This is a genomic window from Amycolatopsis panacis (assembly GCF_003600245.1).
Lineage (GTDB): Bacteria > Actinomycetota > Actinomycetes > Mycobacteriales > Pseudonocardiaceae > Amycolatopsis > Amycolatopsis sulphurea.
Map to the genome: position 1 here is coordinate 53,526 of NZ_QZFV01000021.1, position 24,056 is coordinate 77,581.

The 24,056-nt window shown below is 69.7% G+C and carries 22 protein-coding genes; 11 read left to right on the forward strand and 11 right to left on the reverse strand.

Annotated elements, in window-relative coordinates:
* Nucleotides 1–321: 321 nt before the first annotated feature.
* Complete coding sequence (locus D5S19_RS01820; protein ID WP_233573664.1) at nucleotides 322–1,389, forward strand: tryptophan dimethylallyltransferase family protein; 1,068 nt, start codon at nucleotides 322–324, stop codon at nucleotides 1,387–1,389.
* 17 nt (nucleotides 1,390–1,406) lie between these two features.
* Nucleotides 1,407–2,774, forward strand: a complete 1,368-nt coding sequence (locus tag D5S19_RS01825; protein ID WP_120021573.1) for a tryptophanase — start codon at nucleotides 1,407–1,409, stop codon at nucleotides 2,772–2,774.
* A gap of 162 nt (nucleotides 2,775–2,936) precedes the next feature.
* Here the strand turns inward: D5S19_RS01825 and D5S19_RS01830 are convergent, their stop codons facing one another.
* The 8 genes from D5S19_RS01830 to lanKC all read right to left on the reverse strand — a co-directional run bounded on the left by D5S19_RS01830 (nucleotide 2,937) and on the right by lanKC (nucleotide 13,298).
* Nucleotides 2,937–3,527 (reverse strand): GTP-binding protein, encoded by a 591-nt coding sequence (locus D5S19_RS01830; protein WP_407641696.1) that lies wholly within the window; start codon nucleotides 3,525–3,527, stop codon nucleotides 2,937–2,939.
* Nucleotides 3,508–3,876, reverse strand: a complete 369-nt coding sequence (locus D5S19_RS01835; RefSeq protein ID WP_120021575.1) for a DUF742 domain-containing protein — start codon at nucleotides 3,874–3,876, stop codon at nucleotides 3,508–3,510. The genes D5S19_RS01830 and D5S19_RS01835 overlap by 20 nt, the downstream gene beginning before the upstream one ends.
* Nucleotides 3,873–4,298: a roadblock/LC7 domain-containing protein gene (locus tag D5S19_RS01840; RefSeq protein WP_098511999.1), complete on the reverse strand. Its 426-nt coding sequence runs from the start codon at nucleotides 4,296–4,298 to the stop codon at nucleotides 3,873–3,875. Before D5S19_RS01840 ends, D5S19_RS01835 begins: the two co-directional genes overlap by 4 nt.
* Before the next feature lie 66 nt (nucleotides 4,299–4,364).
* On the reverse strand, nucleotides 4,365–6,767 hold the full coding sequence (locus D5S19_RS01845) for a sensor histidine kinase (protein ID WP_456061895.1): 2,403 nt from the start codon (nucleotides 6,765–6,767) through the stop codon (nucleotides 4,365–4,367).
* Nucleotides 6,768–7,009: 242 nt separating this feature from the next.
* Nucleotides 7,010–8,758 (reverse strand): ATP-binding cassette domain-containing protein, encoded by a 1,749-nt coding sequence (locus D5S19_RS01850; RefSeq protein WP_120021577.1) that lies wholly within the window; start codon nucleotides 8,756–8,758, stop codon nucleotides 7,010–7,012.
* A gap of 68 nt (nucleotides 8,759–8,826) precedes the next feature.
* Complete coding sequence (locus tag D5S19_RS01855; RefSeq protein WP_120021578.1) at nucleotides 8,827–10,479, reverse strand: ABC transporter ATP-binding protein; 1,653 nt, start codon at nucleotides 10,477–10,479, stop codon at nucleotides 8,827–8,829.
* A gap of 104 nt (nucleotides 10,480–10,583) precedes the next feature.
* Nucleotides 10,584–10,718, reverse strand: a complete 135-nt coding sequence (locus tag D5S19_RS01860; RefSeq protein ID WP_098511993.1) for a class III lanthipeptide — start codon at nucleotides 10,716–10,718, stop codon at nucleotides 10,584–10,586.
* A 39-nt stretch (nucleotides 10,719–10,757) separates the two neighbouring features.
* The gene (lanKC, locus tag D5S19_RS01865) at nucleotides 10,758–13,298 is read right to left on the reverse strand and encodes a class III lanthionine synthetase LanKC (protein WP_120021579.1); all 2,541 of its coding nucleotides are present in this window, start codon (nucleotides 13,296–13,298) and stop codon (nucleotides 10,758–10,760) included.
* 393 nt (nucleotides 13,299–13,691) lie between these two features.
* Between lanKC and D5S19_RS01870 the strand changes: the two genes are divergently transcribed.
* From D5S19_RS01870 to D5S19_RS01890, 5 genes are all read left to right on the forward strand, one after another.
* Nucleotides 13,692–14,057: a hypothetical protein gene (locus D5S19_RS01870; protein WP_098511990.1), complete on the forward strand. Its 366-nt coding sequence runs from the start codon at nucleotides 13,692–13,694 to the stop codon at nucleotides 14,055–14,057.
* A gap of 22 nt (nucleotides 14,058–14,079) precedes the next feature.
* Nucleotides 14,080–14,460 (forward strand): hypothetical protein, encoded by a 381-nt coding sequence (locus D5S19_RS01875; RefSeq protein ID WP_120021658.1) that lies wholly within the window; start codon nucleotides 14,080–14,082, stop codon nucleotides 14,458–14,460.
* Nucleotides 14,461–14,597: 137 nt separating this feature from the next.
* Nucleotides 14,598–15,041: a helix-turn-helix transcriptional regulator gene (locus D5S19_RS01880; RefSeq protein ID WP_120021659.1), complete on the forward strand. Its 444-nt coding sequence runs from the start codon at nucleotides 14,598–14,600 to the stop codon at nucleotides 15,039–15,041.
* Nucleotides 15,042–15,051: 10 nt separating this feature from the next.
* Nucleotides 15,052–15,462, forward strand: a complete 411-nt coding sequence (locus D5S19_RS01885; RefSeq protein ID WP_120021660.1) for a VOC family protein — start codon at nucleotides 15,052–15,054, stop codon at nucleotides 15,460–15,462.
* 28 nt (nucleotides 15,463–15,490) lie between these two features.
* Nucleotides 15,491–17,854 carry an ATP-binding cassette domain-containing protein gene (locus D5S19_RS01890; protein WP_233573665.1) on the forward strand — a complete coding sequence of 788 codons (2,364 nt, stop codon included), beginning with the start codon at nucleotides 15,491–15,493 and terminating at the stop codon, nucleotides 17,852–17,854.
* A 269-nt stretch (nucleotides 17,855–18,123) separates the two neighbouring features.
* Here D5S19_RS01890 and D5S19_RS01895 read toward each other — a convergent pair whose 3' ends face one another.
* On the reverse strand, nucleotides 18,124–19,356 hold the full coding sequence (locus tag D5S19_RS01895; RefSeq protein WP_120021581.1) for a cytochrome P450: 1,233 nt from the start codon (nucleotides 19,354–19,356) through the stop codon (nucleotides 18,124–18,126).
* A 210-nt stretch (nucleotides 19,357–19,566) separates the two neighbouring features.
* Between D5S19_RS01895 and D5S19_RS01900 the strand changes: the two genes are divergently transcribed.
* Nucleotides 19,567–20,565, forward strand: coding sequence for a pyridoxamine 5'-phosphate oxidase family protein (locus D5S19_RS01900; RefSeq protein WP_120021582.1), 999 nt, complete (start codon nucleotides 19,567–19,569; stop codon nucleotides 20,563–20,565).
* Here the strand turns inward: D5S19_RS01900 and D5S19_RS01905 are convergent.
* A complete protein-coding gene (locus tag D5S19_RS01905; RefSeq protein ID WP_120021583.1) occupies nucleotides 20,559–21,284 on the reverse strand; it encodes a FadR/GntR family transcriptional regulator in 726 nt (241 codons plus the stop codon). The genes D5S19_RS01900 and D5S19_RS01905 overlap by 7 nt on opposite strands.
* 278 nt (nucleotides 21,285–21,562) lie before the next feature.
* On the opposite strand from D5S19_RS01905, the gene D5S19_RS01910 reads away from it, so the two are divergent.
* The 3 genes from D5S19_RS01910 to D5S19_RS01920 all read left to right on the forward strand — a co-directional run bounded on the left by D5S19_RS01910 (nucleotide 21,563) and on the right by D5S19_RS01920 (nucleotide 23,560).
* Nucleotides 21,563–22,447, forward strand: a complete 885-nt coding sequence (locus D5S19_RS01910; protein ID WP_120021584.1) for an ABC transporter ATP-binding protein — start codon at nucleotides 21,563–21,565, stop codon at nucleotides 22,445–22,447.
* Nucleotides 22,448–22,487: 40 nt separating this feature from the next.
* On the forward strand, nucleotides 22,488–23,207 hold the full coding sequence (locus D5S19_RS01915) for an ABC transporter permease (RefSeq protein WP_120021585.1): 720 nt from the start codon (nucleotides 22,488–22,490) through the stop codon (nucleotides 23,205–23,207).
* 119 nt (nucleotides 23,208–23,326) lie between these two features.
* Nucleotides 23,327–23,560, forward strand: coding sequence for a hypothetical protein (locus D5S19_RS01920; protein ID WP_120021586.1), 234 nt, complete (start codon nucleotides 23,327–23,329; stop codon nucleotides 23,558–23,560).
* 90 nt (nucleotides 23,561–23,650) lie between these two features.
* Here D5S19_RS01920 and D5S19_RS01925 read toward each other — a convergent pair whose 3' ends face one another.
* Complete coding sequence (locus D5S19_RS01925; protein WP_120021587.1) at nucleotides 23,651–23,875, reverse strand: hypothetical protein; 225 nt, start codon at nucleotides 23,873–23,875, stop codon at nucleotides 23,651–23,653.
* Between the last annotated feature and the right edge of the window lie 181 nt (nucleotides 23,876–24,056).

Consider the following 24,056-nt stretch of genomic DNA (forward strand, 5'->3'; position numbering starts at 1 on the left):
GCGGGCCGCCGCGGCGGAGGCACCGGCGACCCGACGGCCGGTCCAGTGGTCTAGGCCACACGGGTGGGCCGGGTAGCGCCCGGATCGGTCGGTGTCGATGCGGAATTCAGGTGAATTACCACCTCGGCAGGTACACTCTGGCACGGTTTTCGGCGGCTCTCGTCGCTCTGCTGGAGGTATCACCGGAGTAATGTTTCGGATTAATCTGATTCGCGGGTCGCGAGGGGCTGCCTGCCGGACGGCGCACTGCCGGCTGGGCTGAATGCACTAATGAACGGTGAGTACTGGGCCATGGTCGGAGCGAGTGTTTCGGTGGCTGATATGTCGATATATACCCACACTGGTGGGCAGCTCGATCGCCTGTGCCGGGCGGTGGGTTTCGATCCCGCGGAACGGCGGCATCTGGATCTCCTGCGGAGATTGCTCGGGCCGGCCGGGGAAATGAGCATTTCCGAACCCCCGCCGGTCGCTTCCAACGTGGCGGACGACACTTCGCCCATCGAATTCTCGCTGGCGATGGATCAGCGCGGCGAATGCGTGGTGCGGCTGCTGGGCGAGGCGATCGGCAGCACCGGGCCGCGGGACTTCCTGGACCAGGTGGCCGCCGAATACGGCCTGGTCACCGACCGGCTGGACGCGGTGGCCGACCTGTTCCTGCCGCACGAGGAACGGCAGGGCCCGTTCACGCTGTGGTACTCGCTGATCTTCCGGCCGGGCCGCACCCCGCGGATCAAGGTCTACCTCAACCCGCAGATCAGCGGTCCGGCCATGGCGGACTCGCTGGTCAGCGAGGGGTTTCGGCGGCTGGGCATCGATCGCGCCTTCGAGGCGGTGATCGAGCACGGGCTGCGCCGCGGCGAACGGGACAACTTCGCCTTCTTCGCCCTCGATCTCGACGACGATCCGCTTTCCCGGGTCAAGGTCTACATCGCCCACGACGCGGCCGAGTCCGAGGACGTGGAACGTGCGGCGGAACTGGTGGCGGGGACCGATCCGGCGGTGATCCGGGAATTCCTCGCGGTGCTCGGCGGGCGCAAGGGCCCGTTCGACGGCAGGCCGCTGGTCTCCAGCTATTCGTTCGTCGAGGGATCCGGGGCGAAGCCCGGCAACTACAGCCTCTACCTGCCCATTCGCAGTTACGTGCCGGACGACGCGGTCGCCCGCGCCCGCGTGCAGGCCATGCTCGCCCAGCTCGATTTCGACGGGAATATTCTGGACAACGCGCTTGGCGCGATCACCCAGCGGCCGCTGCGGGATGGGGTGGGGCTGCTCGCGCATGTTTCGCTGAAAATGGGCGAATTCGGCTCCGGAATATCCGTTTATCTGTCTTCGGAGGCTTATCAGGTTTTGCCTCCGCGTCAACGTCCGATCCTCGGCGTGCCGTCGTGAGAAATGGAGAAAAGCCCATGACCTTCCCGCCCTACCGTGCCCAAGTGGTGGCGGAGATCCCGATCACCACCCGTGCGGAGCGGGAGCGCGCACTCGCCGTGGCCGGTTACAACGCGTTCAACCTGCCGGCCGACCAGGTCACGATCGACCTGCTCACCGATTCCGGCACCGGGGCGGTGTCGGCCCGTCAGGAGGCAGCCGCCGCGGCCGCGGACCGCTCCTACGCCGGGTCGGCGTCCTACTACCGGTTCCGCGATGTGCTCGCCGAGCTGACCCACTACCCGCACATCCTGCCGGTGCACCAGGGCCGCGCCGCGGAGCGCGTGCTGTTCTCCAGCGTGCTCGCGCCGGGCCGGATTTCGGTCAGCAACACGCACTTCGACACGACCCGGGCAAACGTCGAGCTGCTCGGCGCCGAAGCCCGCGATCTGCCGTGCGCCGAGTTCAGCGAACTGGACAGCCTCGAACCGTTCAAGGGCAACATCGACCTCGCCGCCCTCGAAGCGCTGCTGACCGGACCCGAGGCCGGTCACGTCGGCATGGTGCTGATCACCATCACCAACAACGGCGGTGGCGGCCAGCCGGTGTCGATGGCCAATCTCGCGGCCGCGGCGAAGCTCGCCCGCGCACACGGGGTGCCGATCTTCCTCGATGCCGCCCGCTTCGCGGAGAACGCTTGGCTGGTCGTACAACGGGAACCGGGCTACGGCACCAAGACTCCGCGTGAGGTCGCCGAGGAAGCCTTCCAGCTCGTCGACGGCTGTGTGGCCAGCCTGAAGAAGGACGGCATCTCGCCGATGGGCGCCTTCATCGGCTTGAACGATCCGGCGCTCGCGCAGCGCTGCGAAGGAAACCTCATTGCCACCGAGGGATTCCGCACCTACGGCGGGCTCGCCGCACACGACCTCGACCGCGTCGCCCGTGGTGTGCGAGAGGTCCTGGATCCGAACTACCTGGCCGCCCGTGCCGCGGAAGCGGCGCGGCTCGCCCGGCTGGTCAACGAGGCCGGGGTGGACATCGTGCAGCCCGCCGGGATCCACGCGCTCTACTTCAACGCCGGCCGCCTGTTGCCGCACCTGCCCGCATCCCGGTTCCCCGGCCACTCGCTGGCCTGCGCGCTCTATCTGGAGGGCGGAATCCGTTGCGCGGAACTGGGTTCGCTCTACCTCGGCACGCTGGACGAGCAGCTTGAGCTGGTGACCCCGGCGCCGTTCGAGCTGGTGCGCGTGGCCTTGCCGCGGCGGGTCTACAGCCAGGGTCACTACGACTACGTGGCCGAAGTGCTCGCCGGGATCGCGAAGCAGCCGGAACGCGTCCCGGGTTACCGGATCGTGGAAGCACCGGAATTCCTGCGGCACTTCAACTTGCGGATGGCTCCGGCCTGAGCGGGCGACCGGCTGACTCGCCGGTGAGACTGGGGGTTCGTGGCGCTGCTCGCCGCCGAATATGGCGAGCAGCGCCACGGTCTATCGGCCGCACCGGGGTCGGGGGTGAAGGGAACCTTCACGGACGCTGAGTCCGTGAAGGTTCCCTTCACAGCCTTCGAGTCAAGCGTGCTGGGGGACGATGGTCATCGCGTGTTTGACGAGCCGGATCAGGGCGATCTTGCTGGAATCGCGCTGCCGGGCGTCGCACATCACGATCGGCACGTGGTCCGGGACGACGAGCGCCTCGCGGACCTCCTCGGCGGTGTAGCGCGGGGCGTGTTCGAAGCAGTTCACCGCGACGACGAACGGGATCTTGCGTCGCTCGAAGTAGTCGATCGCGGCGAAGCTGGTCTCCAGCCGGCGCGTGTCGACCAGCACGATGGCGCCGATCGCGCCGCGGGTCAGGTCGTCCCACATGAACCAGAAGCGTGCCTGCCCCGGGGTGCCGAACAGGTACAGCACGTGCCGCGGGGAGATGGTGATCCGGCCGAAGTCGAGCGCGACCGTGGTGGTCTTCTTCTGCTCGACGCCGGCCAGGTCGTCGACGCCCGTGCTCGCCTCGGTCAGCACCTCTTCGGTGGACAGGGGCGGGATTTCGCTGACCGAGCCGACCATGGTCGTCTTCCCGGCGCCGAACCCCCCGGCGATGATGATCTTGACCGGGGTCGGGACCATGTCGATCCCGTCGTCTTCAGAGCTTGATGAGGCCATCGAGAACCGCCTGGAGGGTTTCGTGGTCCGGCGCCTGGGCCGGCTTGTGGGACGGGGCCCGGGTGATCACGAGCCCCCGGTCGATCAGATCAGCGCACAGTACGCGGACGACCCCGAGCGGCAGCTTCACGTACGCGGCGATCTCGGCGATCGACAGCGGCCGGCGGCACAGCTGCACGATGGTCAGGTGCTCCGGGGCGAGCCCGCGCGGCGCGGAATCCGTGCGCAGGCTCATCACCTGGGTCGAGACGTCGAGCGGGGCATGCCCGGACGGGGTCCGGCCGCTGGTGATGGTGTAGGGCCGGATCAGCGGCCCGGCCGCCTCGTCGTACCAGTTGTCCTCGCTCACGTGGCCTCCCGGAGGAGATTCGCGGCCTCGCGCGGGGCCGAGGCGAGGTAATCGCCGACCCGCTTGACCAGCCGGTTCATCTCGTAGGCGATCATCTCGACGTCCACATCGGCGCCAGCCAGCACGGCCAGGCAGGCACCCTGGCCCGCGGCCGAGACGAACAGGTAGCCGCGCTCCATTTCGATCATGTTCTGCAGCACCGGACCCCGGTGGAACTGGCGGCTCACGCCCTTGGCGAGGCTCTGCAGGCTGGACGCGATGGCGGAGAGCTGGTCGGAGTCGTCCTTGCTCATCCCGGCCGAGCGGCCGAGCAGCAGTCCGTCGGCGGAGAGCACAATGGCGTTCTGCGCGCCGACGACACGGGTGACGACATCGTCGAGGAGCCAGTTGAGATCGGGTTTGGCGGTCCCGTACTCGTTCATGCGGACAGACCCTGACTTTCGGTTCGGAGCGGAGTTCTTTGTCCAGTATTTCGATGCGGAACGGGCTCAGTGGTCATTCGTGCCGCCCCGTGCACGCCGGGTGCCCTTGTGGAACGCGGCCAGGGTGCGGGCGGTGGTCTCACCGGTGCGTGTGAGGTCGGCTTCCTCGGCGCCCGGATCGTCCTGCAGCTGTGCGGCGAGGTTCTGCTGTGGTTGCCGCCGGGGCAGCCGGGGCCGCTGGTCGCCCTGCAACCGGCTGAGGTCCGGTTCCGGAGCCGGGGGTTCGGCGTGCACGGGTGGCGGCGGGGCCGCCGGTGCGGCCTGGCGGGTGGGGGGCAGCGGCTGCGCGGGGTAGGGCCGCGGCTGGCGAGAGTGCCGGGCGACCGGCACCTCCGGCGGCAGCGCCTCGACGGGCTCCGCGCCGCCGCCCACCGAGGCGAGGACCGGAGCCTCGTCCTCGTGTCCGGCGGCCGTCTTCTCGCCGGCCAGGTGCTGGCTCGGCACGAGCACCGTGGCGCGGGTTCCGCCGTAGCGAGACGGGTCGAAGGTGACCGTGATGCCCAGCCGCGCGCCGAGGCGGGCGACCACGAACAGGCCGAGGCTGGAGTCCGCGCGCAGGGCCATCGCGTCGAATTCGGGGGCGTCGGCCATCATCTTGTTGGCCCAGTCGCGTACCCCTTCCTTCATGCCGAGTCCCTGGTCGGACACGTCGACCACGACCCCGCGGGCGACCATCCGGCCGGTCACCTCGACCGGGGAACCGGGTGGGGAGAACGACGTCGCGTTGTCCACCAGCTCGGCGATCAGGTGAATGGTGTCGGCCACCGCGGATCCGACGATCGAGACCTCGGGCACCTGCTCGACCTGCACCCGGGAGTACTGCTCGGTTTCCGACACCGCGGCCCGCAGCACCTCCATCAGCGACACCGGCTTCCGCCAGCGCCGGCCGGGCTGCTTGCCGCCGAGGATGATCAGGTTCTCCGTGGTGCGCCGGGCCCGGGCGGCGAGGTGGTCGAGCTGGAACAGCGAGGCGAGCTGGGTCGAGTTCTCCTCACGGCTTTCCATCTCGTCCAGGATCTGCAGCTGCCGGTGTACCAGCACCTGGTTGCGGTGCGCGATGCCGAGGAACACGTTGTGCACGCCGCTGCGCGCCTTCGCCTCGTCCGCGGCCGCGTTGACCGCGGTGGTCTGGGCGAGGTTGAACGCCTCGGCCACCTCGCCGATCTCGTCCCGGCCGTGGTCGAGCTTCGGCAGTTCGGCGGTCACGTCCACCGGTTCGCCGCCGCGCAGCCTGCCGACGATGTCCGGCAGCCGGTTGCGGGCCAGGTCGAGCGAGTCGTTGCGAAGCCGGGCGAGCCGGGTCATCAGCGTCCGGTCGACCAGCGAGCGCGACACCCTGATCGCGACGAAGATCGCGGCCAGCGAGATGAGCAGCGCGACGACGGTACCGAGGATCGCGTTGCGCAGCTGCGTGTCGCCGGAATCGATGGCCGAGGCGGACACCTGGGCGGCCTGCTCGGCGGTGAGCCGGTTCAGGTCGGCCGAGACCGCTGCGGTGAGCGCATGCCAGTCGGCGTCGGAGACCGGCACGGCGTCCCGGGTGGCGGGCTTCCACGGGCCGTGCTGGATCAGCGCGGTTTCCGCGGCGGTGAGCCGTTTCCACGAGTCGCTCGCGGTGAGCGAGGTGTAGCGCTGCTGCACTCCCGGCTGAATGAACGGCGCGATCTGGTCGAGCTGGGTGTGGTAGTAGCCGGCGGTCCGGGTGAACTGCGCGAAATCGTCCGGCGAGAAGGAACCGCCGGTGAGCGCGGTCGACACCAGCGAGGTCTCCCGCGACATCATGTCGCTCACGCGGAACAGCGTGGTCGCGGAGATCGCGCCCTGCACCGCCGTCGCGTCCGGCACCGCGCGGGCCTGGGTGTCGAACAGGGTCGCGGCCGAGTCGAGCACGCCGTTGTAGTACTGGTTCACCTGCTCGCGCCCGACGCTGCGGAAGTTGATCTGTGAGCGCAGCACCGGCAGCTGGTCCAGCTGCCCGCGCAGCGCGGTGATCTTGCTCGCGATCTCGTCCGGGGCGGCGGAAAGGTTGTCCGAGAAGGCATCCTGCAGGGTCTTGAGCTTCCCGTCCGCGTCGCGGCGCTGCTGATCCAGCTGCTGCGGCGTGGTGGCCGGGGCGTCCAGGAACCGCAGTGCGTCCTGACGTTCCTGCTGCAGCGAGGACAACGCGCTGAGCGCGGGGATCGACACATCCCGCACGGACACCGCGACCAGGCGCACGTACAGACCGTCGACGAAGAAGTACGTCGAGACCGCGACGCACAGCACGAGCAGGGCGATGCTCGGGATGAGGACCGTTCTGGTCAGCCGATTCCGGATCGACTTGTCGCGCGCCTTGCCGGGCTCGTCCTTGTTCTCCACGTTTGATTCATCCTCGGCGAAGGCCGGAAACCCGGCGGGGTAAGTGGACACGACTGAGGGTGCGGGTGGTGGTCGTCACACTGTGCTCGACATGCCTGCAACGACACCCTTCGCAAAGCCACGGAACGGAACAGCCCAGGTTTCTATCACGAAAGAACCCAGTGTGGTGCCGCTGATCGGGCCGTGTGGCGGTGGGCACGGTGTGTTGCCGGGCACTCACCGGCGTTTGCGGAGGTACCGGCTCTGTGGCTGTACGCGCTCGGCTGAACGGGTGAAGGTGAAACTGGGCCGGATCACCGGATCCCGGTGACCGGACGGTCGTCGAGGGGATTTGTCGACAGGGGCACGGCTGGGGTAGAAGGCAGCCACGCGCGCATCATCTCCGCGTAATGCGGTGCGGTCGCCACGAGTTCCCGGTGGCTGCCGAGCAGGGTCTCCTGACCGTCGAGCAGAAGCACGCGGTGCGCGCGGATCGCGGAGGACAGCCGGTGCGCGATCACCACGAGAGTGCCGCCACGGGTGGCGAAGGCACGCTCCGCGCGCACCTCCGCGGCTGGGTCCAAAGCGGAGGTCGCCTCGTCGAGGACGGCGATGCCGGCCGGCGCGGCGTAGGCCCGCGCCAGCGCGATGAGCTGTGCTTCTCCCGCGGACAGGCCCTCCGCGCCGTGGCCGAGTTCGCCGTCCAGCCCACCGAGGCGCTCCAGCAGCGCACCGGCGCCGACGGCCTCGACGGCCGTGGTGAGGTGCTCGTCCGTGGCGCCGGCGCAGAAGAGCGCGAGGTTGTCGCGCAGGGTGCCGGCGAATACGTAGGCCTGCTGCGGGACGAGCACCACGTGCCGGGGCCGGTCGGCCAGCTCGCCGACCGGGACGCCGCCGAGCAGCACCCGGCCGTCCTGGGGGTCCAGCAGCCCGGTGAGCAGCCCGGCCAGGGTGGACTTGCCGATCCCGCTCGGGCCGACCACGGCGAGATGCTCGCCGGGGGGCAGTTCGAGGTCGAGGTCGCGGACCACCGGTTCCGGCGCGGCACCCCAGCGGAAGGACAACCCGTGCACGGTCAGGCCGGAGCCCTCCGGAATCCCGGCGGCCGGGCGGGGCTCGGGCACCTCGGTGGTCTCGCTGATCCGGCGCAGTGCGACGAGCAGCCGGAGCACGATGATGGACGCGGTGCTGGCGAGGCCGCGCAGCGCGGGTTGCATGCTGGTGGCCAGGTAGACGAGCGCGCCCAGCGCGGCCCCGGCGGTCAGCTCGCCGCGCGCGACCATGGCCGGCGCGAGGGCGAGCGCGAGCACCAGCGGGGCGAACCCGCCGAGGGACACGATCAGCGTGCGCAGTGCGCCGGAACGAGCCACCCGGACCGCCGCCGCGGCCTGCTCCGTCACCGCCTGGTCGACCTTGCGCGCGGCGACCGGCTCGGCTCCACACGCGACGACGTCGCGTACGCCGCCGACGATCGAACCGATGGCCGCGGAGGTGCGTTCGTCGGACAGCGTGAGCGCGCGCTGCCGCCTGGCCAGTGAGGGCAGCAGCGCGGCGAAGCCGGCCAGCGCGAGCACCACGGGCACGGCCACCGGCAGCACCAGCGAGCCGGCGATGGTGACCAGCCCGGCGATCGCCGCCACGGTGGTCACGACCATGGCGCGGGCCTGCACGAGCAGCCCGCCGGTCGCGTCACGCACCACCTCGACGTGCTGGGTGATCCGGGCGACCCCGCTGGCGTCCGGCCCGTTCCGCGGGGGCGCCGGATCGTGCAGGACCCCCCGTACGACGGCGGTCACCAGCGCGTCGCGCAGCGGCTCGACGACCTTGCCCAGTTGCCGCCACACGAGCCGGGAACCGAACGCGCCGACGAAGGACGCAAGCCCGAAGACCGCGAGCCAGGTGATCCCGAGACCGGGCCGCCCGGCTGCGAACCCGCTGTTGACCGCCATCTCCACGAGCCGTCCGGAGAAGAACGCGGGCAGCCCTTCGAGGACCGAACAGGCCAGCAGCACCAAGCCACCGCGCCATTGCCCGGACAGCGCGCCCCAGTAGAGGCGCCGCATGCCCCCCGATTTCGATGGGGGCGCGGGTGCCCGGCCGGAGTCCTGCGTGCGCCGGCGCACTTGCGTACTCACACTTCCTCCGTGAACACGGCGCGGTATCCCGGCAGCTGCCACAGCCGCTCGTGCGGGCCGACCGCGCGTACCCGGCCCGCTTCGAGCCACACCACGAGATCGGCGCGGGCGGCCATCGCGGCCCGATGCGTGACGATCACCCGGGTGCGGTCGCCGAGATCGGCCGTGACGGCTCGTTCGGTGACGGTGTCGAGGCTGGCCGTGGCATCGTCGAGCAGCAGCACGCGGGGTTCGCGCACGAGCGCGCGGGCCAGGCCGACCCGGGCGCTTTCCCCGCCGGACAGCGGGGTTTCGGCGATCGGCGTGTGGTATCCGTGTGGCAGCCGGACGAGGACGTCGTGGATGCGCGTGGTGTGGCAGGCCGCGGTGACGGCGGGGACGCCGGCCGGCGAACCGTAGGACACGGCTTCGGCGACGGTCGCGCCGAGCAGCACGGGCTCGGCGGGGGCATACCCGGTGGCGGCCCGCAGCTCTTCGGGACGCAGCTCGGCGAGATCGCAGCCGTCCAGCAGGGCTTGCCCGGCATCGGGGCGGCGCAGCCCGGCCAGCAATGCGACCACAGTGGACTTACCGGATCCGGAACTGCCCACCAGCGCGGCGAAGGAGCCGCCGGGGATGGTCAGGTCGACTTCGGTGAGGGCGCCGTGCACGGTGGCGCCGCGCAGTTCGAGTGCGCCGGTTCCCTCTGGCAGAGCCAGATTCCCGCGCGAAGGCGGTTCGGTGTCGAGTACCTCGGTGATCCGGCGCGCGGACGAGCGGGTCCGGGAAAGCATGGTGAGCATGGGAATCTGCCCGACCAGGCCGAGCCCGAGCGAGACGTAGCCGAGCGCGGCGAGCACATCGCCGACGGTCAGCCGGCCGGCCAGCACGCCGAAGCCGGCCGCGGTCAGGACCGCGACTTCCGCGGTGGGCAGCAGCAGACCGGCCCGCCAGACCATCCGCGCCTGCGTGCGCCACATGCCGAGACCCGCGAGGTGCAGCCGGGGCAACGGGCGCAGGACCCGGTCGGCCTCCGCGTCGGCGGTCCCGGAGGCGGCGATCGTGCGCAGCCCGGCCACCGCATCGAGCAGCCCGGCGCCCAGTTCACCGGAAACCCGTTGATAGGAAAGCACGTCCTTGGCCGTCCCGCGCAGATGCGAACGCGCCAGCAGCATGGCGAGCGGGAGGCTGGCCAGGAACACCAGCGCGAGCCGCCAGTCCAGCGTCGCCAGCAGCACCACCGCACCCACGGACAGCACCCCGGTCGAGATCAGCCGGACGAGCACCGCGGCGACCCCGCCGGCCATCGCGCAGTCGCCGGTCACCCGGCTCACCGCGTCACCCGGCGCGAACGGCGAGCTCACGCCCAGCGCGAGCAGCCGGTCGGTCACCTTGCGCCGCAACCAGGCACTCGCGTTGGCGGTCAGCTGGGCGGGGAGCAGGACGTTGACGGCGTCCGCGGCGACCTCGGCGGCACCCAGGGCGAGCAGCCAGAGTACGGCGGCGGCGACGTCATGCCCGCCGAGCACCGCGTCCGTGGCCGTGGCCAGCGCACCGGGCAGCAGCAGCCCGGCCGCGGTGGAGATCAGTGATACGACGAGGACCGTGACCAGCCGGGGCCGGTCGAGCAGGACGACCGAGCGCAGCAGGCGGTCCGGGGATCCGGCCATGACACTCCCACTTTTCGGTTCCTGGCGCTCCGGCGCGGTCGGATCGGGCAGAATGTCAGAGCGGGAGCGGCGCACTTGGCCTGCGCCGCTCCCGCCCTTTCGACTCAGCTGCAGAGCAGCAGGCTCAGCCCACTGAAGTGATTGTCGTGATCGCAGTCGATGCTCAGGTGGCTGCCGCCATGGTGCCCTTCGACAGCCTCCGGAGTCTCCAGCCCCTGCAGCCCAAGAACGTGTTCCATGATGTTCCCTTCTTTCTTTTCTCGGGGTTCCACCGGCCCTTAGCGGCCGGAGGTATGGGTGGACGGTGCGGTGCCCAGGAACGGCAGCAGCTCGGTACCGTCCAGTAAGGCGGCGAGAGTGCGGAGCACACCCGCGCTGCCCGTGGTGACGTCGGTCGACAAGCGCAGCAGCTGATTGCCGGGGAAGGCCAGCCCGCCCCGGAACGGCACGGCATGCCAGGAAAGCCGCGCCAAGTGCAGGTCGATCGCCTCCCGGGCCTTGCGGTCCGGCTCGGTGGCGAAGGACAGCGCGGCGGCGAGTCCGCAGCGCCCGTACAGCAACCCGGGATAGATCACGAATTCTCCGGTGCAGGCCGCCCGCAGACCGGGCAGGCTCTGGCAGACCTTCGACTCCGGACGGTGCCGCGCCAGCTGCTCGGCGACCATCAGGATGCCGGCGCTGCCGACTCCGGCGTACGGGAGGACGCGCAGCGTGCCGTCGCGGACCTGCAGCGATCCGTCCTCCATCGAGATGCACTCCTCCAGATCGCGGTCGAGTGCCTGCTCGGCGAAGGCCAGCCAGGCCTCCTCCCCGGTGCGTTCGTACAGGCGCAGGAACAGCAACGCCGGTCCGCTCCAGCCGCCCAGCAGCCCGGCCCTGGCGTGCTTGCCAGGGGGCGCCGCGGTGTCCAGTACGTCGGCCAGCCGCACCGCGATGTCCAGCGCCTGCCTGCCGAACTCGTTGTCCCCGCGGGTGGTGGCCAGGTGCAGCCGGGTGAGGCCGATCCCGGCCAGGCCGGTCTCCAGGCCGTGGTCGGTGGTCTGCTCGACCAGCGTCTGTGACTCGGCGAGCAGCCGGTCCACCTCGTCGGGATAGCCGAATTCCTCGAGCACGTAGGCGATGCCGTGCGTACCGTCGAAGAAGCCGGGCCGGGTCAGCGGTTCGCGGCGTACCGCGTCGAGCAGCCACTGCTCGTGCTCGGGATAGCGGCCTGCCCCGGCGATGTGCAGGGAGTGCAGGACGCCGGCGGCGCCGACGCCGAAACCCGCGCCTCCGGAGCGGAACTGCTCGATGTCGCCGGGGAACAGCCGGTCGGTCCGGTCCGGGGTGGCGCTCGTGAGCACGCCTTCCACGATCTGCTTGCGCACCAGCGCCCAGTCGGGCTGCTGTTCGTCCAGCGCGGTGTGCGTCACGGCCGGCGGATCGGTGCGCGGGGCGAGCACGGAGACCACGCTCTCGGCGTACCCCTCGGGCAGGTGGAACCGCCGGGTGGCGAACTCCGCGGCCCCGCGCAGCTTGCCCGGCGCCAGTTCCAGCAGCATCACCAGCGGCAGGAAGAGCCACAGCCGCAGCGCGGCCAGCGCGTGCTCGTCGATCTCGAACCCGTGCTTGTCGGCCGGTGCGCGGAACCCCGGGGCACCGAGCCGGGGCCGGCGGGCGGAGTCGACGTCCGCGGCCAGCTCGAAATCGATCAGCGAGACAACATCCTGGTCGTCCACCAGGATGTTGCGCCCGTGCAGATCCCCGAAGACGATCCCGCGCCGGTGGATCTCGGCGAGAATGGACTCCACCTGGGCGAGCACGTGCAGCGCGCGCTCGCGGTAGGCCAGCAGATCGGCCTCGCTGGGCGAGCCGTGCGTGAGCGGGTAGTGCTCGGCCAGCCAGTTGCCCAGCGTCTGGCCGGGCATCTGCTGCATGGCCAGGTAGTGGTGCTCCCACACGAGGAACCGCTCGTACACCCGCGGCACGCCGGTGACGCCCGCCAGCCGGTCGAGGATCTCGTGCTCGTGACGCAGCCGGGTGACCGCGTCGACGCCCTCCCGGTCCAGCCCGGCGTACGGGCGGGCCTCCTTCAGCACCACGGTCTGCCCGTCGCGTTCGGCCAGGTAGACTCCGCCGCCGTTGGAGAAGTGCAGGGAACCGGTGACCTGATACGGGAACCGGATGTCATTCCGGCGGGCGGCCACGCTTTCGGTCAGACAGGACGGAATGTGGACCCAGTCCGGTACCGAGAAGGTGGGCTCGCGTTTGTCCGGGACGAGTGAGCCGTCGGGCCGGCGGATCGCGGGCACGCGGGTGCCCGCGTGTTCGGTCCAGCGCAGCGCGAATCCGCCGTATCGTACGTAAAGCGGGCCTTCCCGGTAGCGCAGATCGCTCAGGATATAAGCTCCGTGCTCACCGGCCAGCTCCGCGGAAAGATCGTTCAGTATCCGGCTCAGCGCCTGCTCGTCGTCCGGGTAAATCGTGATGAGCTTACCGCTTCCCTCGCGGGGCGCGTATTTCGAATTCCGGGTCAGCAGGATAGACCGGGAGCGCAGGTGCTTGTACGCCACCCGGTGCTCGAGGCAGTACCGGTGGACCTTGGCGAGCACCGCGGCGGCGTTGTCCATCCCGGCTGAAACGTGGATTTTCCAGCCCTGGGCGGGAAGACTCTGTCCCTTGGGGCGCAGTGAGCGCCAGACTCCCAGCCCGCCGATCGTCCACATCGGTCCCGGCTCGGGAAGCCCGGCGGCCAGGTCGTCGAGGGATCCGGCAGTCTGCCGCGGTTCATCGTAGAACAGCGGATCGGCGAAGCAGAATGCTTCGTACCGGACATCCATGAAAACTATCCCTCCGAATTTCGCTGAAACGCCGTCCGTCGACACGGGGCGATGACACCATTCCCGCACGGCGGGGGGGCCGCGGCCAATCCGCCAACTCGGGGGTTTGGCTCCGCTGATCAGGGTGGGGTGACTGCCGTGCGAGGAGCTTGAGGCGAACCCTGTGTGATTCCTGACCACCCGGTCGTGGTGTAAGGATTTTCACGCCGGAATGTCCGCCCAGGTGAGGACAAGGAACGGCCGAAGAAATTGGCCGAATGTCATCAACACATTCCGGTGACGCCATTCTACCGGGGGGTCCCCCGGTGGCCTGAACCACCCGTACCGACCTCGCCCGTCTGGCGCAACGTTCGTGCCGGGTACGTTGGAGCAGGCGGGACGAAGGAGGAACGGGTGATCGTCGGGTTCGCGGTGGCGGTGGCGGGATTCGCGCTGCTCGTCGCGGTGTGGAGCTTCGTGCAGTCGGTGCGCGACCGGCTCCCGGACACTCCGTTGCTGGCCGGGCTCGCGGTGCTGGAGCTGCTGCTGGTCGCCCAGCTCGTGATCGGCGTGGTGCTGCTGGTCTCCGGGCACCGGCCGGGCAGCCTCGCCACCTTCCTGGCCTACCTGATCGGCTGCCTGGTCGTGCTGCCCGCCGGTGCGGCCTGGGCGCTGGCCGAACGGAGCCGGTCGAGCACGGTCGTGCTCGGCATCGCCTGCCTGGCCATCCCGGTGATGGTGCTGCGACTGAACGAGGTGTGGAGTGGAGCAAGCGCGTAAGACGGCCACCGGCCCCGGGCGGGTGCTGGTCGCGGTGTACGCGATCTTCGCGCTCGCCGCGACCTCGCGGGCGGGCGTGCAGATCGGCACGAAGTTCCACGAGGCCCCGCTGGCCTACGTGCTTTCCGCGTTCGCCGCCCTGGTGTACATCCTGGCCACCGTCGCGCTGGCCCGCGGCGGCCGGCGATGGTGGCGGATCGCGCTGGTCTCGTGCAGCATCGAGCTGCTCGGCGTGCTGACCGTCGGCACGCTCAGCATCTTCGACCGCCAGGCCTTCCCGGACGCCACGGTGTGGTCGGTCTACGGCGAGGGTTACCTGTTCATCCCGCTGGTGCTGCCGGCGATCGGCCTGTACTGGCTGCGGCGCACCGCGCCCGCGCGCACCCCGGCCGCACCCGCCTAGTTTTCGAGGCTGTGAAGGGACCCTTCACGGACTTTGAGACCGTGAAGGGTCCCTTCACAGCCCTGGTCGGGAGGGGCACCGGCGGGGGGAAAATTTCCGGCTGGGAGAGTTCGCCCGGACGTGGCACCATCGCGCAGGTGACCAGTGCTTCCGCCGCCGATGCCCGGCTCGGTGACCTCGTCCGGCTGCGCCGGGTGCGGGACCGGATCGACCGCGAATACGCCCAGCCGCTGGACGTGGAATCGCTCGCCGGTGGAGTGCACATGTCGGCCGGGCACCTCAGCCGGCAGTTCCGGCTCGCGTATGGGGAATCGCCCTATTCGTACCTGATGACCCGGCGCATCGAGCGCGCCATGGCCTTGCTGCGCGCCGGTGAGCGGAGCGTCACCGAGATCTGTTTCGCGGTCGGCTGTTCGTCGCTCGGCACGTTCAGTACCCGGTTCACCGAGCTGGTCGGCGTGTCCCCGAGCGGCTACCGGCGGGAGCACGCGCAGCCGACCGAGGGGATCCCGGCCTGCGTCGCCAAGCAGATCACCCGACCGATCAGGAATCGAGAAGCGCCGGTCGTGAGCCGCGCTTAGCGTGATGGCCATGGACATCACGATTGCTTCGAGCTTCCTCCCGCAGAACGACCCGGAGGCGGCGACCGCGTTCTACCGCGACACTCTCGGCTTCGAGATCCGCCGGGATGTCGGTTACCAGGGCATGCACTGGATCACCGTCGGCCCGGCCGGGCAGCCGGAAACCTCCATCGTGCTGTTCCCGCCGGAGGCCACCCCCGGCCTGACCGATGAGGAACGGCGCACCATCACCGAGATGATGGCCAAGGGCACCTACGGCACCGTGGTGCTGGCCACCAAGGACCTCGACGGCACGTTCGAACGGCTGCAGGCAAGCGATGCCGAAGTCGTCCAGGAACCCACCGAGCAGCCCTACGGCGTCCGTGACTGCGCGTTCCGCGATCCGTCCGGAAACCTGCTGCGGATCCAGGAACAGAGCTGACCACCCCGCCCGAGCCGGAGGAGAACCAGTGAGCAAGGAACCCCACGTCGCCGACAGCCATGACCTGATCCGCGTGCTCGGTGCCCGCGTGAACAACCTCAAGGACGTCAGCGTCGAACTCCCGAAACGCCGGTTGACGGTGTTCACCGGGGTCTCCGGCTCGGGCAAGAGCTCACTCGTGTTCGGCACCGTCGCCGCGGAATCGCAGCGGCTGATCAACGAGACCTACAGCGCGTTCGTGCAGGGGTTCATGCCTTCCCTCGCCCGGCCCGAGGTGGACGTGCTGGACGGGCTGACCACCGCGATCATCGTGGACCAGCAGCGGATGGGGGCCGATCCACGCTCCACGGTCGGCACCGCCACCGACGCCAGCGCGATGCTGCGGATCCTGTTCAGCCGGCTCGGCAAACCGCACATCGGCTCCCCGCAGGCGTTCTCCTTCAACGTCGCCTCGATCAGCGGGGCCGGCGCGGTGACCCTGGAGAAGGCCGGGCGCCAGGTCAAGGAACGGCGCAGCTTCAGCATCACCGGCGGGATGTGCCCGCGCTGCGAGGGCCGCGGTTCGGTCAACGACATCGACCTGACCCAGCTCTACGACGAGAATCTCTCACTCAACGAGAACCCGTTCACCATCCCCGGCTACAGCATGGACGGCTGGTTCGGCCGGATCTTCAAGGGCTCCGGGTTCTTCGACCCGGACAAGCCGATTCGCAAGTACACCAAGAAGCAGCTGCACGACCTGTTGTACAGGGAGCCGACCAAGATCCGGGTCGAGGGCATCAACCTGACCTACGAGGGCGTGATCCCGCGGATCCAGAAGTCCATGCTGTCCAAGGACGTCGACTCGCTGCAGCCGCACATCCGCGCGTTCGTGGAGCGGGCGGTGGCGTTCAGCGTCTGCCCGGAATGCGACGGGACCCGGCTCAGTGAGCTGGCCCGTTCGTCGAAGATCGGCAAGGTGAACATCGCCGAGGTGAGCGCGATGCAGATCAGCGATCTCGCCGAATGGGCGCGCGGGCTGAAGGCGCCCTCGGTCGCGCCGCTGCTGGCGAATCTGACGCACACGCTGGATTCGTTCGTCGAGATCGGGCTTGGCTACCTCAGCCTCGACCGGCCCGCCGGCACGCTGTCCGGTGGGGAAGCCCAGCGCACCAAGATGATCCGGCATCTGGGCTCGTCGCTGACGGACGTGACCTATGTGTTCGACGAGCCGACGATCGGCCTGCACCCGCACGACATCCAGCGCATGAACGACCTGCTGCTCCGCTTGCGGGACAAGGGGAACACCGTCCTGGTGGTGGAGCACAAACCGGAGACCATCGCGATCGCCGACCATGTCGTGGATCTCGGTCCGGGCGCCGGCTCCGAGGGGGGCACGGTGTGTTTCGAAGGCACCCTCGACGGGCTGCGGGCCAGCGACACGGTCACCGGGCGGCATTTCGACGATCGGGCCGCGCTGAAGGATTCGGTGCGCTCGTCCACCGGTGCGCTGGAGATCCGCGGCGCGACCGAGCACAACCTGCGCAAAGTGGACGTCGATCTCCCGCTCGGTGTGCTCTGCGTGCTGACCGGGGTCGCCGGTTCGGGCAAGAGCTCGCTGATCAACGGTTCGGTGGCCGGGCGCGAGGGGGTGGTGTCGGTGGACCAGAGCCCGATCCGGGGTTCGCGGCGGAGCAATCCGGCCACCTACACCGGGCTGCTGGAGCCGATCCGGAAGGCCTTCGCCAAGGCCAACGGGGTGAAGCCGGCGTTGTTCAGCGCGAACTCCGAGGGTGCGTGCCCGACCTGCAACGGCGCCGGGGTGATCTACACCGACCTGGGGATGATGGCCGGGATGGCCACCGTCTGCGAGGAGTGCGAGGGCAAGCGGTTCCAGGCCGTGGTGCTGGAATACCGGTTCGGCGGCAAGGACATCAGCGAGGTGCTCGGCATGTCGGTGGCCGCGGCCGAGGAGTTCTTCGAGACCGGCGAGGCGAAGCTGCCCGCCGCGCACAGGATCCTGGAGCGGCTCGCCGACGTCGGGCTCGGCTACCTCACCCTCGGCCAGCCGCTGACCACGCTGTCCGGCGGGGAGCGGCAGCGGCTCAAGCTGGCCACGCGGATGGGTGAGAATGGCGCGGTCTACGTGCTCGACGAGCCGACCACCGGGCTGCACCTGGCCGACGTGCAGCAGCTGCTCGGCCTGCTCGACCGGCTGGTCGACTCCGGGCATTCGGTGCTGGTGATCGAACACCACCAGGCGGTGATGGCGCACGCGGACTGGATCGTCGACCTCGGCCCCGGCGCCGGGCACGACGGCGGGCAGGTGGTGTTCGAGGGCACGCCGGCCGAGCTGGTCGCCGACCGCAGCACCCTGACCGGGCAGCACCTGGCCGAGTACGTCGGCGGTTGAGCGGCAGGCAACCCTGCCTGGTCACTGGGGCAGGGTTGCTGACCGGGGAGGCCAGGATCGCCGTCCACCTTGCCGTAGTTGATCAACTATCGGTACGTGTTGAGGCATGCTTGACAACGTCACCGAGCGGCTGGCCGAATACGCGCGCACCTACGGCTGGGACGACAACGTCGCCTTCATCGCCGACGAGCAGGAATGGACGTTCGCCCAGGTATACGCGGGTGCGGCGCGGGCGGCCGGGGGACCGGGTGCTGCTCGTCTGAGCGTGGTCACCCCGGTGCAGCAGGCTTGGTCCAGGTCACCGGCAATGCGTGCACGCCGTAGATGTTCATGTCGGTGCGCAGGCGCACCTCGCCGGCGGGGACGGCGAGCTGCAGCGTCGGGAATCGGCGCAGCAGCCCGGCGAAGCCTGCCCGCATCTCGATCCGGGCCAGCTGCTGGCCGAGGCACTGGTGGATGCCGTGCCCGAAGGCCAGCTGGCCGCGGGCATTGCGGTGCAGGTCCAGGGTGTCCGGATCGGTGAACCGGCGGGGGTCGCGGTTGGCGGCCAGTGTCGAGACGACCACGGTCGAGCCCGCGGGGATCGTTTCGCCGCCGAGTTCCAGGTCTTCGACGGCGTAGCGGTAGTTGATGTCCACCACGGACAGGTAGCGCATCAGCTCCTCCACGGCGTTGGGCAGCAGCTCCGGGTCGGCGCGCAGCTCGGCCAGCTGCGCGGGGTGCTCCAGCAGCGCGAAAGTGCCCAGCGACAGCATGTTGGCGGTGGTCTCGTGCCCGGCGAGCAGCAGGAGGAAGGCGGCGCCGACCAGCTCCTCGACGGTGAGGTCCTCGTGGCGGGCCAGATCGGACAGGATGTCGTCGCCCGGTTCGGCGCGCTTGCCGGTGACGAGTTCGGCGAGGTAGCCGGTGATCGTGGCGTAGGCACTCATCTTGTCTTCGAGTGTCACGTCCCGTTCCAGGATCTTCGCCGAGTTGGCCTGGAAGGTCTCGCGGTCGGCGTAGGGCACGCCGAGCAGTTCGCAGATCACCAGCGACGGCACCGGCAGCGCGAATTCCGCGACCAGGTCGACCGGCGGGGTGAGCCGCGCGAGGTGGTCCAGCTGCCGGTCGGCGATGGCTTCGATCTGTGCTTCGAGCTGCTTCATCCGCTTGACGGTGAACGCGCCGGTCAGCTTGCGCCGCATGCGGGTGTGCTCCGGCGGGTCCATGCTGAGGAACACCCCGGGCGTCGGCGGCGAGGGTTCGGTCTGCGCCGGCATGCCCGGGGTCTCGAACGGCATGTGCAGGATGCCGAGGTCCTGCCGGGAGCTGAACCGGGTGTCCGCGAGCAGCGCGCGGACCTCGTCGTAGCCGGTGACGAGCCAGCCCTCGTGCCCGTCGGGGAAGTGCATCGGGCTGACCGGGCGGGCCTCGCGCAGCCGGGTGATCGCCCGCGGCGGATCGAACGGGCCCGCGTCGCGTTCGGTCGGCAGCCCGTCCGGGATCGAAACCGTGCTCGTCATCGGGAATCCTTTCGCGGTGGGTGTGGCCACCACGATCGCCGATCGGTCTGACACCGGGCTGACACCGGTTCGGCGGCCGGTATCAGCTGTCCGCGTGGGCGGGGTCTGGCCGGCCAGAGGGTGTAGCTCACCGGCCGCCGAACCGGGCGGTCCATCGAGGTCATCAGGCTGTACCGCCACAAGGGCATCCAATTAGGTTAGCCTAAGTTCATGACAGCGATCAGTGCGGTGGCGGAGCTGGAACATGTCGTCGGCGGCCGGTCGGCGCCGGTGATGATGAAGTCCATCGATCGGCTCGATCCGCACTGTGTGGTGCTGCTGGCGCACTCCCCGGTGGCGGCGTTCGGGTACGTCGGCGAAGGCGGGCGGCTGCGGGCCGAGATGGTCGGCGGGGCGCCGGGGTTCGCCCTCCCGGAGACGCCCTCTCGGTTGCGGTTGCCTGTGCCTGCGGACGCCGTCCCCGGGACCGGCGCTTCGATGCTCGTGCTGATTCCCGGATGGCGTGAGACCTTGCGGATCAACGGCACGGTGGACCGGGACGGACTCGTGGTCGAGGAGGCCTTTCTGCACTGCGGCAAGGCAGTGCTCCGTTCCGGCCTGTGGGGATCCGTGACGTCGGATGGTGCGGATCAGCCGATGGACATCGAAGAAGGCCCGGAGGTCGGCCCGGCCGCGGCAGCTTTCCTGGAAACCGCGTCGTTCGCGGTGGTCGCCTCCAGGGACGGCGCGGGGTTGGCCGACGCGAGTCCCAAGGGGGATCCACCCGGAGTCGTCCGGCTGCTCGGCCCGGCCACCGTGGCGATCGCCGACCGGCCCGGCAACCGGCGTACCGACACCTTCCACAATCTCCTGGAGGATCCCGAGATCGCTTTGGTCGCGCTCGCGCCGGGGGACGAGCGGGCGGTGGAACTTCGCGGTACCGCGAAGATCAGCACCGAGCCCGCGCTGCGGGAGGCTTTGGCCGAGCGCCGGAGCATCCCGAAGGTGGTCCTGCTCGTCGAGGTCTCGCACGCCCGGCTCGCGCCCGCTCCCGCGCTGCGTGAATCCCGGCTGTGGCAGCCGGAAGGCCACGTCGATCCTGCCGAACTGCCCAAGCCCGCCACGATCTGGCGTGATCACATCGGGCAGGGCGAGGCGGCCCCGGACCCGGACGGCGACGCGGCGATGCAGGCCGGGCTCGAAGAGGACTATAGGCGCAACCTTTACTGAATTTCGTCCGAAGTGGACGGTTCGGTGCCGGCGTAGTGATGCACCAGCTCCTGCGCCTCGTGCAAGTGGCGCAACGTGAGTTCTCGTGCCTGTGCGCCGTCGCGGCGGCGGACCGCGTCGAGGATGCCGCCGTGTTCCTCGACGGCCTTGGCGATCTGGCCGGGCAGCCGCAACGCGGCCCGGCGTTCCTCGCCGACCAGCGACAGCACCGAACGCAGCAGCGCGGCCACGTCGTCGTTGCCCGCGTTTTCCGCTATCACGCGGTGGAATTCCGCGTCGGTGGCGATCACCCGGAGCATGTCGCCGGCCTCGGCCGCGGCGGCCATTTCCGCGACGTTCGCGGTCAGGGTGGCCAGTACCGCCTCGGTGTGGCGGTCGGCCAGCCGTTCGGCGAGCGTCGGTTCGACCGTCCGGCGCAGCTCGAACAGCCGGTCCACCAGCTGGTCGTGCTCACGGAACCAGCTGCGCAGCGGCAACTCGTCGGCCACCTGCTCGCGCACGTAGGTCCCCGAGCCGGGGCGGATGGCGACGTAGCCGATCGAAGCCAGCACCCGCAATGCCTGGCGCAGTGAACCGCGGCTCACGTCGAGTTGCTCGCACAGCTTGCGTTCCGCGGGCAGCCGGGAGCCGGCCCGCAGCTCGCCGCTGTCGATGAGCGCACGCAGGTGGTCCACGGTGGCGCTCCACACCTGCTCGTTCCTGGTCCCCACAGGGGCCATCCTCCCCGATCCGTACCGTGCCGTCCGGGCGGTAGGGCTGTGAAGGGACCCTTCACAGCCTCGGAAGCCGTGAAGGGTCCCTTCACAGCCCTACACGGCCACGGCGGCACAACCGGTTCTACCAATTTACGCTCTGGTGCCGTTGATGGCGGTGTGTCCGGGGAACAGGCGGCCGGCAACAGTGACACTGCGTCATATCTTCACCCGAAGGAATGTCACTGCGAAGCAATGACGCGGTTACACTGGCGGGCTGGCGCGAAAATCGCTGAGATCTTCGCATGTCCCCGACACCAGTCATCGACGTCGAACGTCTGAACCTCACCTACGGCGACTTCCACGCGGTGAAGGACCTGTCCTTCCAAGTGGAACGCGGCGAGTTCTACGCCCTGCTCGGCACCAACGGCGCGGGCAAGACCTCCACCCTGGAGACCATCGAAGGCCACCGGGTGGCCACCTCCGGCACCGTCCGCGTATTCGGGGAGAGCCCGCGCGATCGGGCCAAGGTCCGGCCGCGGATGGGCATCATGCTGCAGGAGAGCGGATTCTCCCCGGACCTGACGGTGCGGGAGTCGATCCAGCTGATCGGCACGCTGACCCAGCGCACCGACAAGGTCGAGCGGGTGCTGGGCATCGTCGACCTCACCGCCAAGGCAACCACCAAGGTCTCCCAGCTCTCCGGCGGGGAGAAGCGGCGGCTGGACTTCGCCACCGCGGTGTACGGCACGCCCGAGCTGATCTTCCTCGACGAGCCCACCACCGGCCTGGACATCCAGTCCCGCGACCACCTCTGGGACGCGGTGGACCGGCTGCGCGAGGAGGGCTCCACGATCGTGCTCACCACGCACTACCTCGAGGAGGCCCAGCAGCGCGCGGACCGCATCGGGCTGATGCACAAGGGCACCTTCCACCGCGAGGGCACGGTTTCCGAGCTGACCCAGACGCTGCCCTCGACCATCAGCTTCCACCTGCCCACCCGCGCGCCCGCGCTGCCGCTGCCGGCCACCCGCGAGCCGGACGGCAAGTTCCTGGTCGAGACCTTCGGCCTGCAGAAGGACCTGCACACGCTGCTGCGCTGGGCGCAGGACCAGGCGGTGGAACTCGGGGATCTGCAGGCCGGGCCGACCCGGCTGGACGACGTCTTCCGCTCCATCGGCAACGACTGAGCACCCTCTCCCGGTACTTCCCAGAACAGGATTCATTCCCATGCTTGCAATTGCCCGCGGTGAGCTGATCCAGATCTTCCGCAACCGCCTGGTGCTGCTGACCAGCATCATCCTGCCGATCGGGTTCGGCGCCTACCTGATCTACCAGCACGGTGTCTTCGAAAAGGTCGGCAGCGTCGGCTTCATCGCGGCCCTGATGCTGTTCGTGGTCACGGGGATCGGCTTCTACACCAGCGTGGTGACCACGCTCGCCTCGCGCCGGCAGAACCTCTTCCTCAAGCGCCTGCGCTCCACCGCGGTCAGCGACCGCGGCATCATCGGCGGGCTGGTGCTCCCGCTGGCCGCCATCGCGGTGGTCCAGGTCGCGGTGATCCTGACCGTGCTCGGCACCGTCGTCGGCAAACCGGCCAACCTGCCGATGCTGATCGTCGCCGTGCTGCTGACCGTGATCATGATGCTCGGCCTCGGGCTGGCCACCGCCGGGATCACGAACTCCCCGGAACACGCGCAGGTGACCACGCTGCCGGTGACCATGATCGCGATCAGCGTGGCGGTCTGGGTGGGTGTCACCGGTACCGAGCAGCTGCAGGTGCTCAAGCGGCTGCTGCCCGGCGGGGCGGCCTCCGAGCTGGTGGTCGCCGCCTGGGACGGCACGGCCACCTGGGGCCACGTGCTGCCCGCGCTCGGCCCGCTGTTCGCCTGGATCTTCGTCTCGATCAGCCTGGCGTCCCGGATGTTCCGCTGGGAACCGCGCCGCTGAGCGAGCTTTCGGGCAGCCGCGCGCGGTTCTTCGGGTAACGACGGTTGATCTCGACCGCTGCGCGGGGGAGTCTGCCGATACCGGGCAGCCCGCCCGGGAGATCCAAAGGAGCGTGACCCATGACCATTCTGCGCAAGGTCGGCGCGGCCGGCCTGATTGCCGGCGCCGCGCTGGTTTTCGCCACGGGCGCGACGGCAAACGCCGCTCCGCCGGAGGGAAAGATCTACCCGACGTACGGGGCCTGCCTTACCGATGGGAACAAGCTCGCCCAGCGGGGCGAGCTCCACGGCTTCTACTGTGCCCAGATCAACGATGGCGGACACGTGGCCTACCAGCTCGTCCGCACTTCCTGAGCCTGGACCCATCGCAGTGTGCTGCCCGCCGGCCGGACCGGCGGGCAGCACACTGTCCGGATCGGACTGTCCACTGTGGTGCCTGCCGGATCAGTCCAGCTCGCGCACCAGACGGGCCAGCGGGCCGACGGGCAGCCTGCTGACCCGGCCGAACTGTTCGATCAGAAACGCGGCCTCGGAAGTCGCGGACCGGACCGCGGCCGGCTCCGGTCCGCCGGCCCGGCGGACCGGCGGAGCACTCGCCTGGCCGATGATGGCCGTAACGGCACCGAAGGCGACTGCGAACAGGCCGACGGCGGCGAGGATCTCCCGCATGAGACTTCTCCCGGGGTGCTGGGACTATAGATTAGGGACTCTGCCGGGTGTCCCGGAGATTTCCACCGCTTCGGAGGACCGCCGATCGGGGTATCCCGGCTGGCCGATCCGGCCCGATCGGCGCTCGTGTTCCTTCCCTCACCCGTTTGCGCGTAGGGACCACTGACCGCCCGGAGTGAAC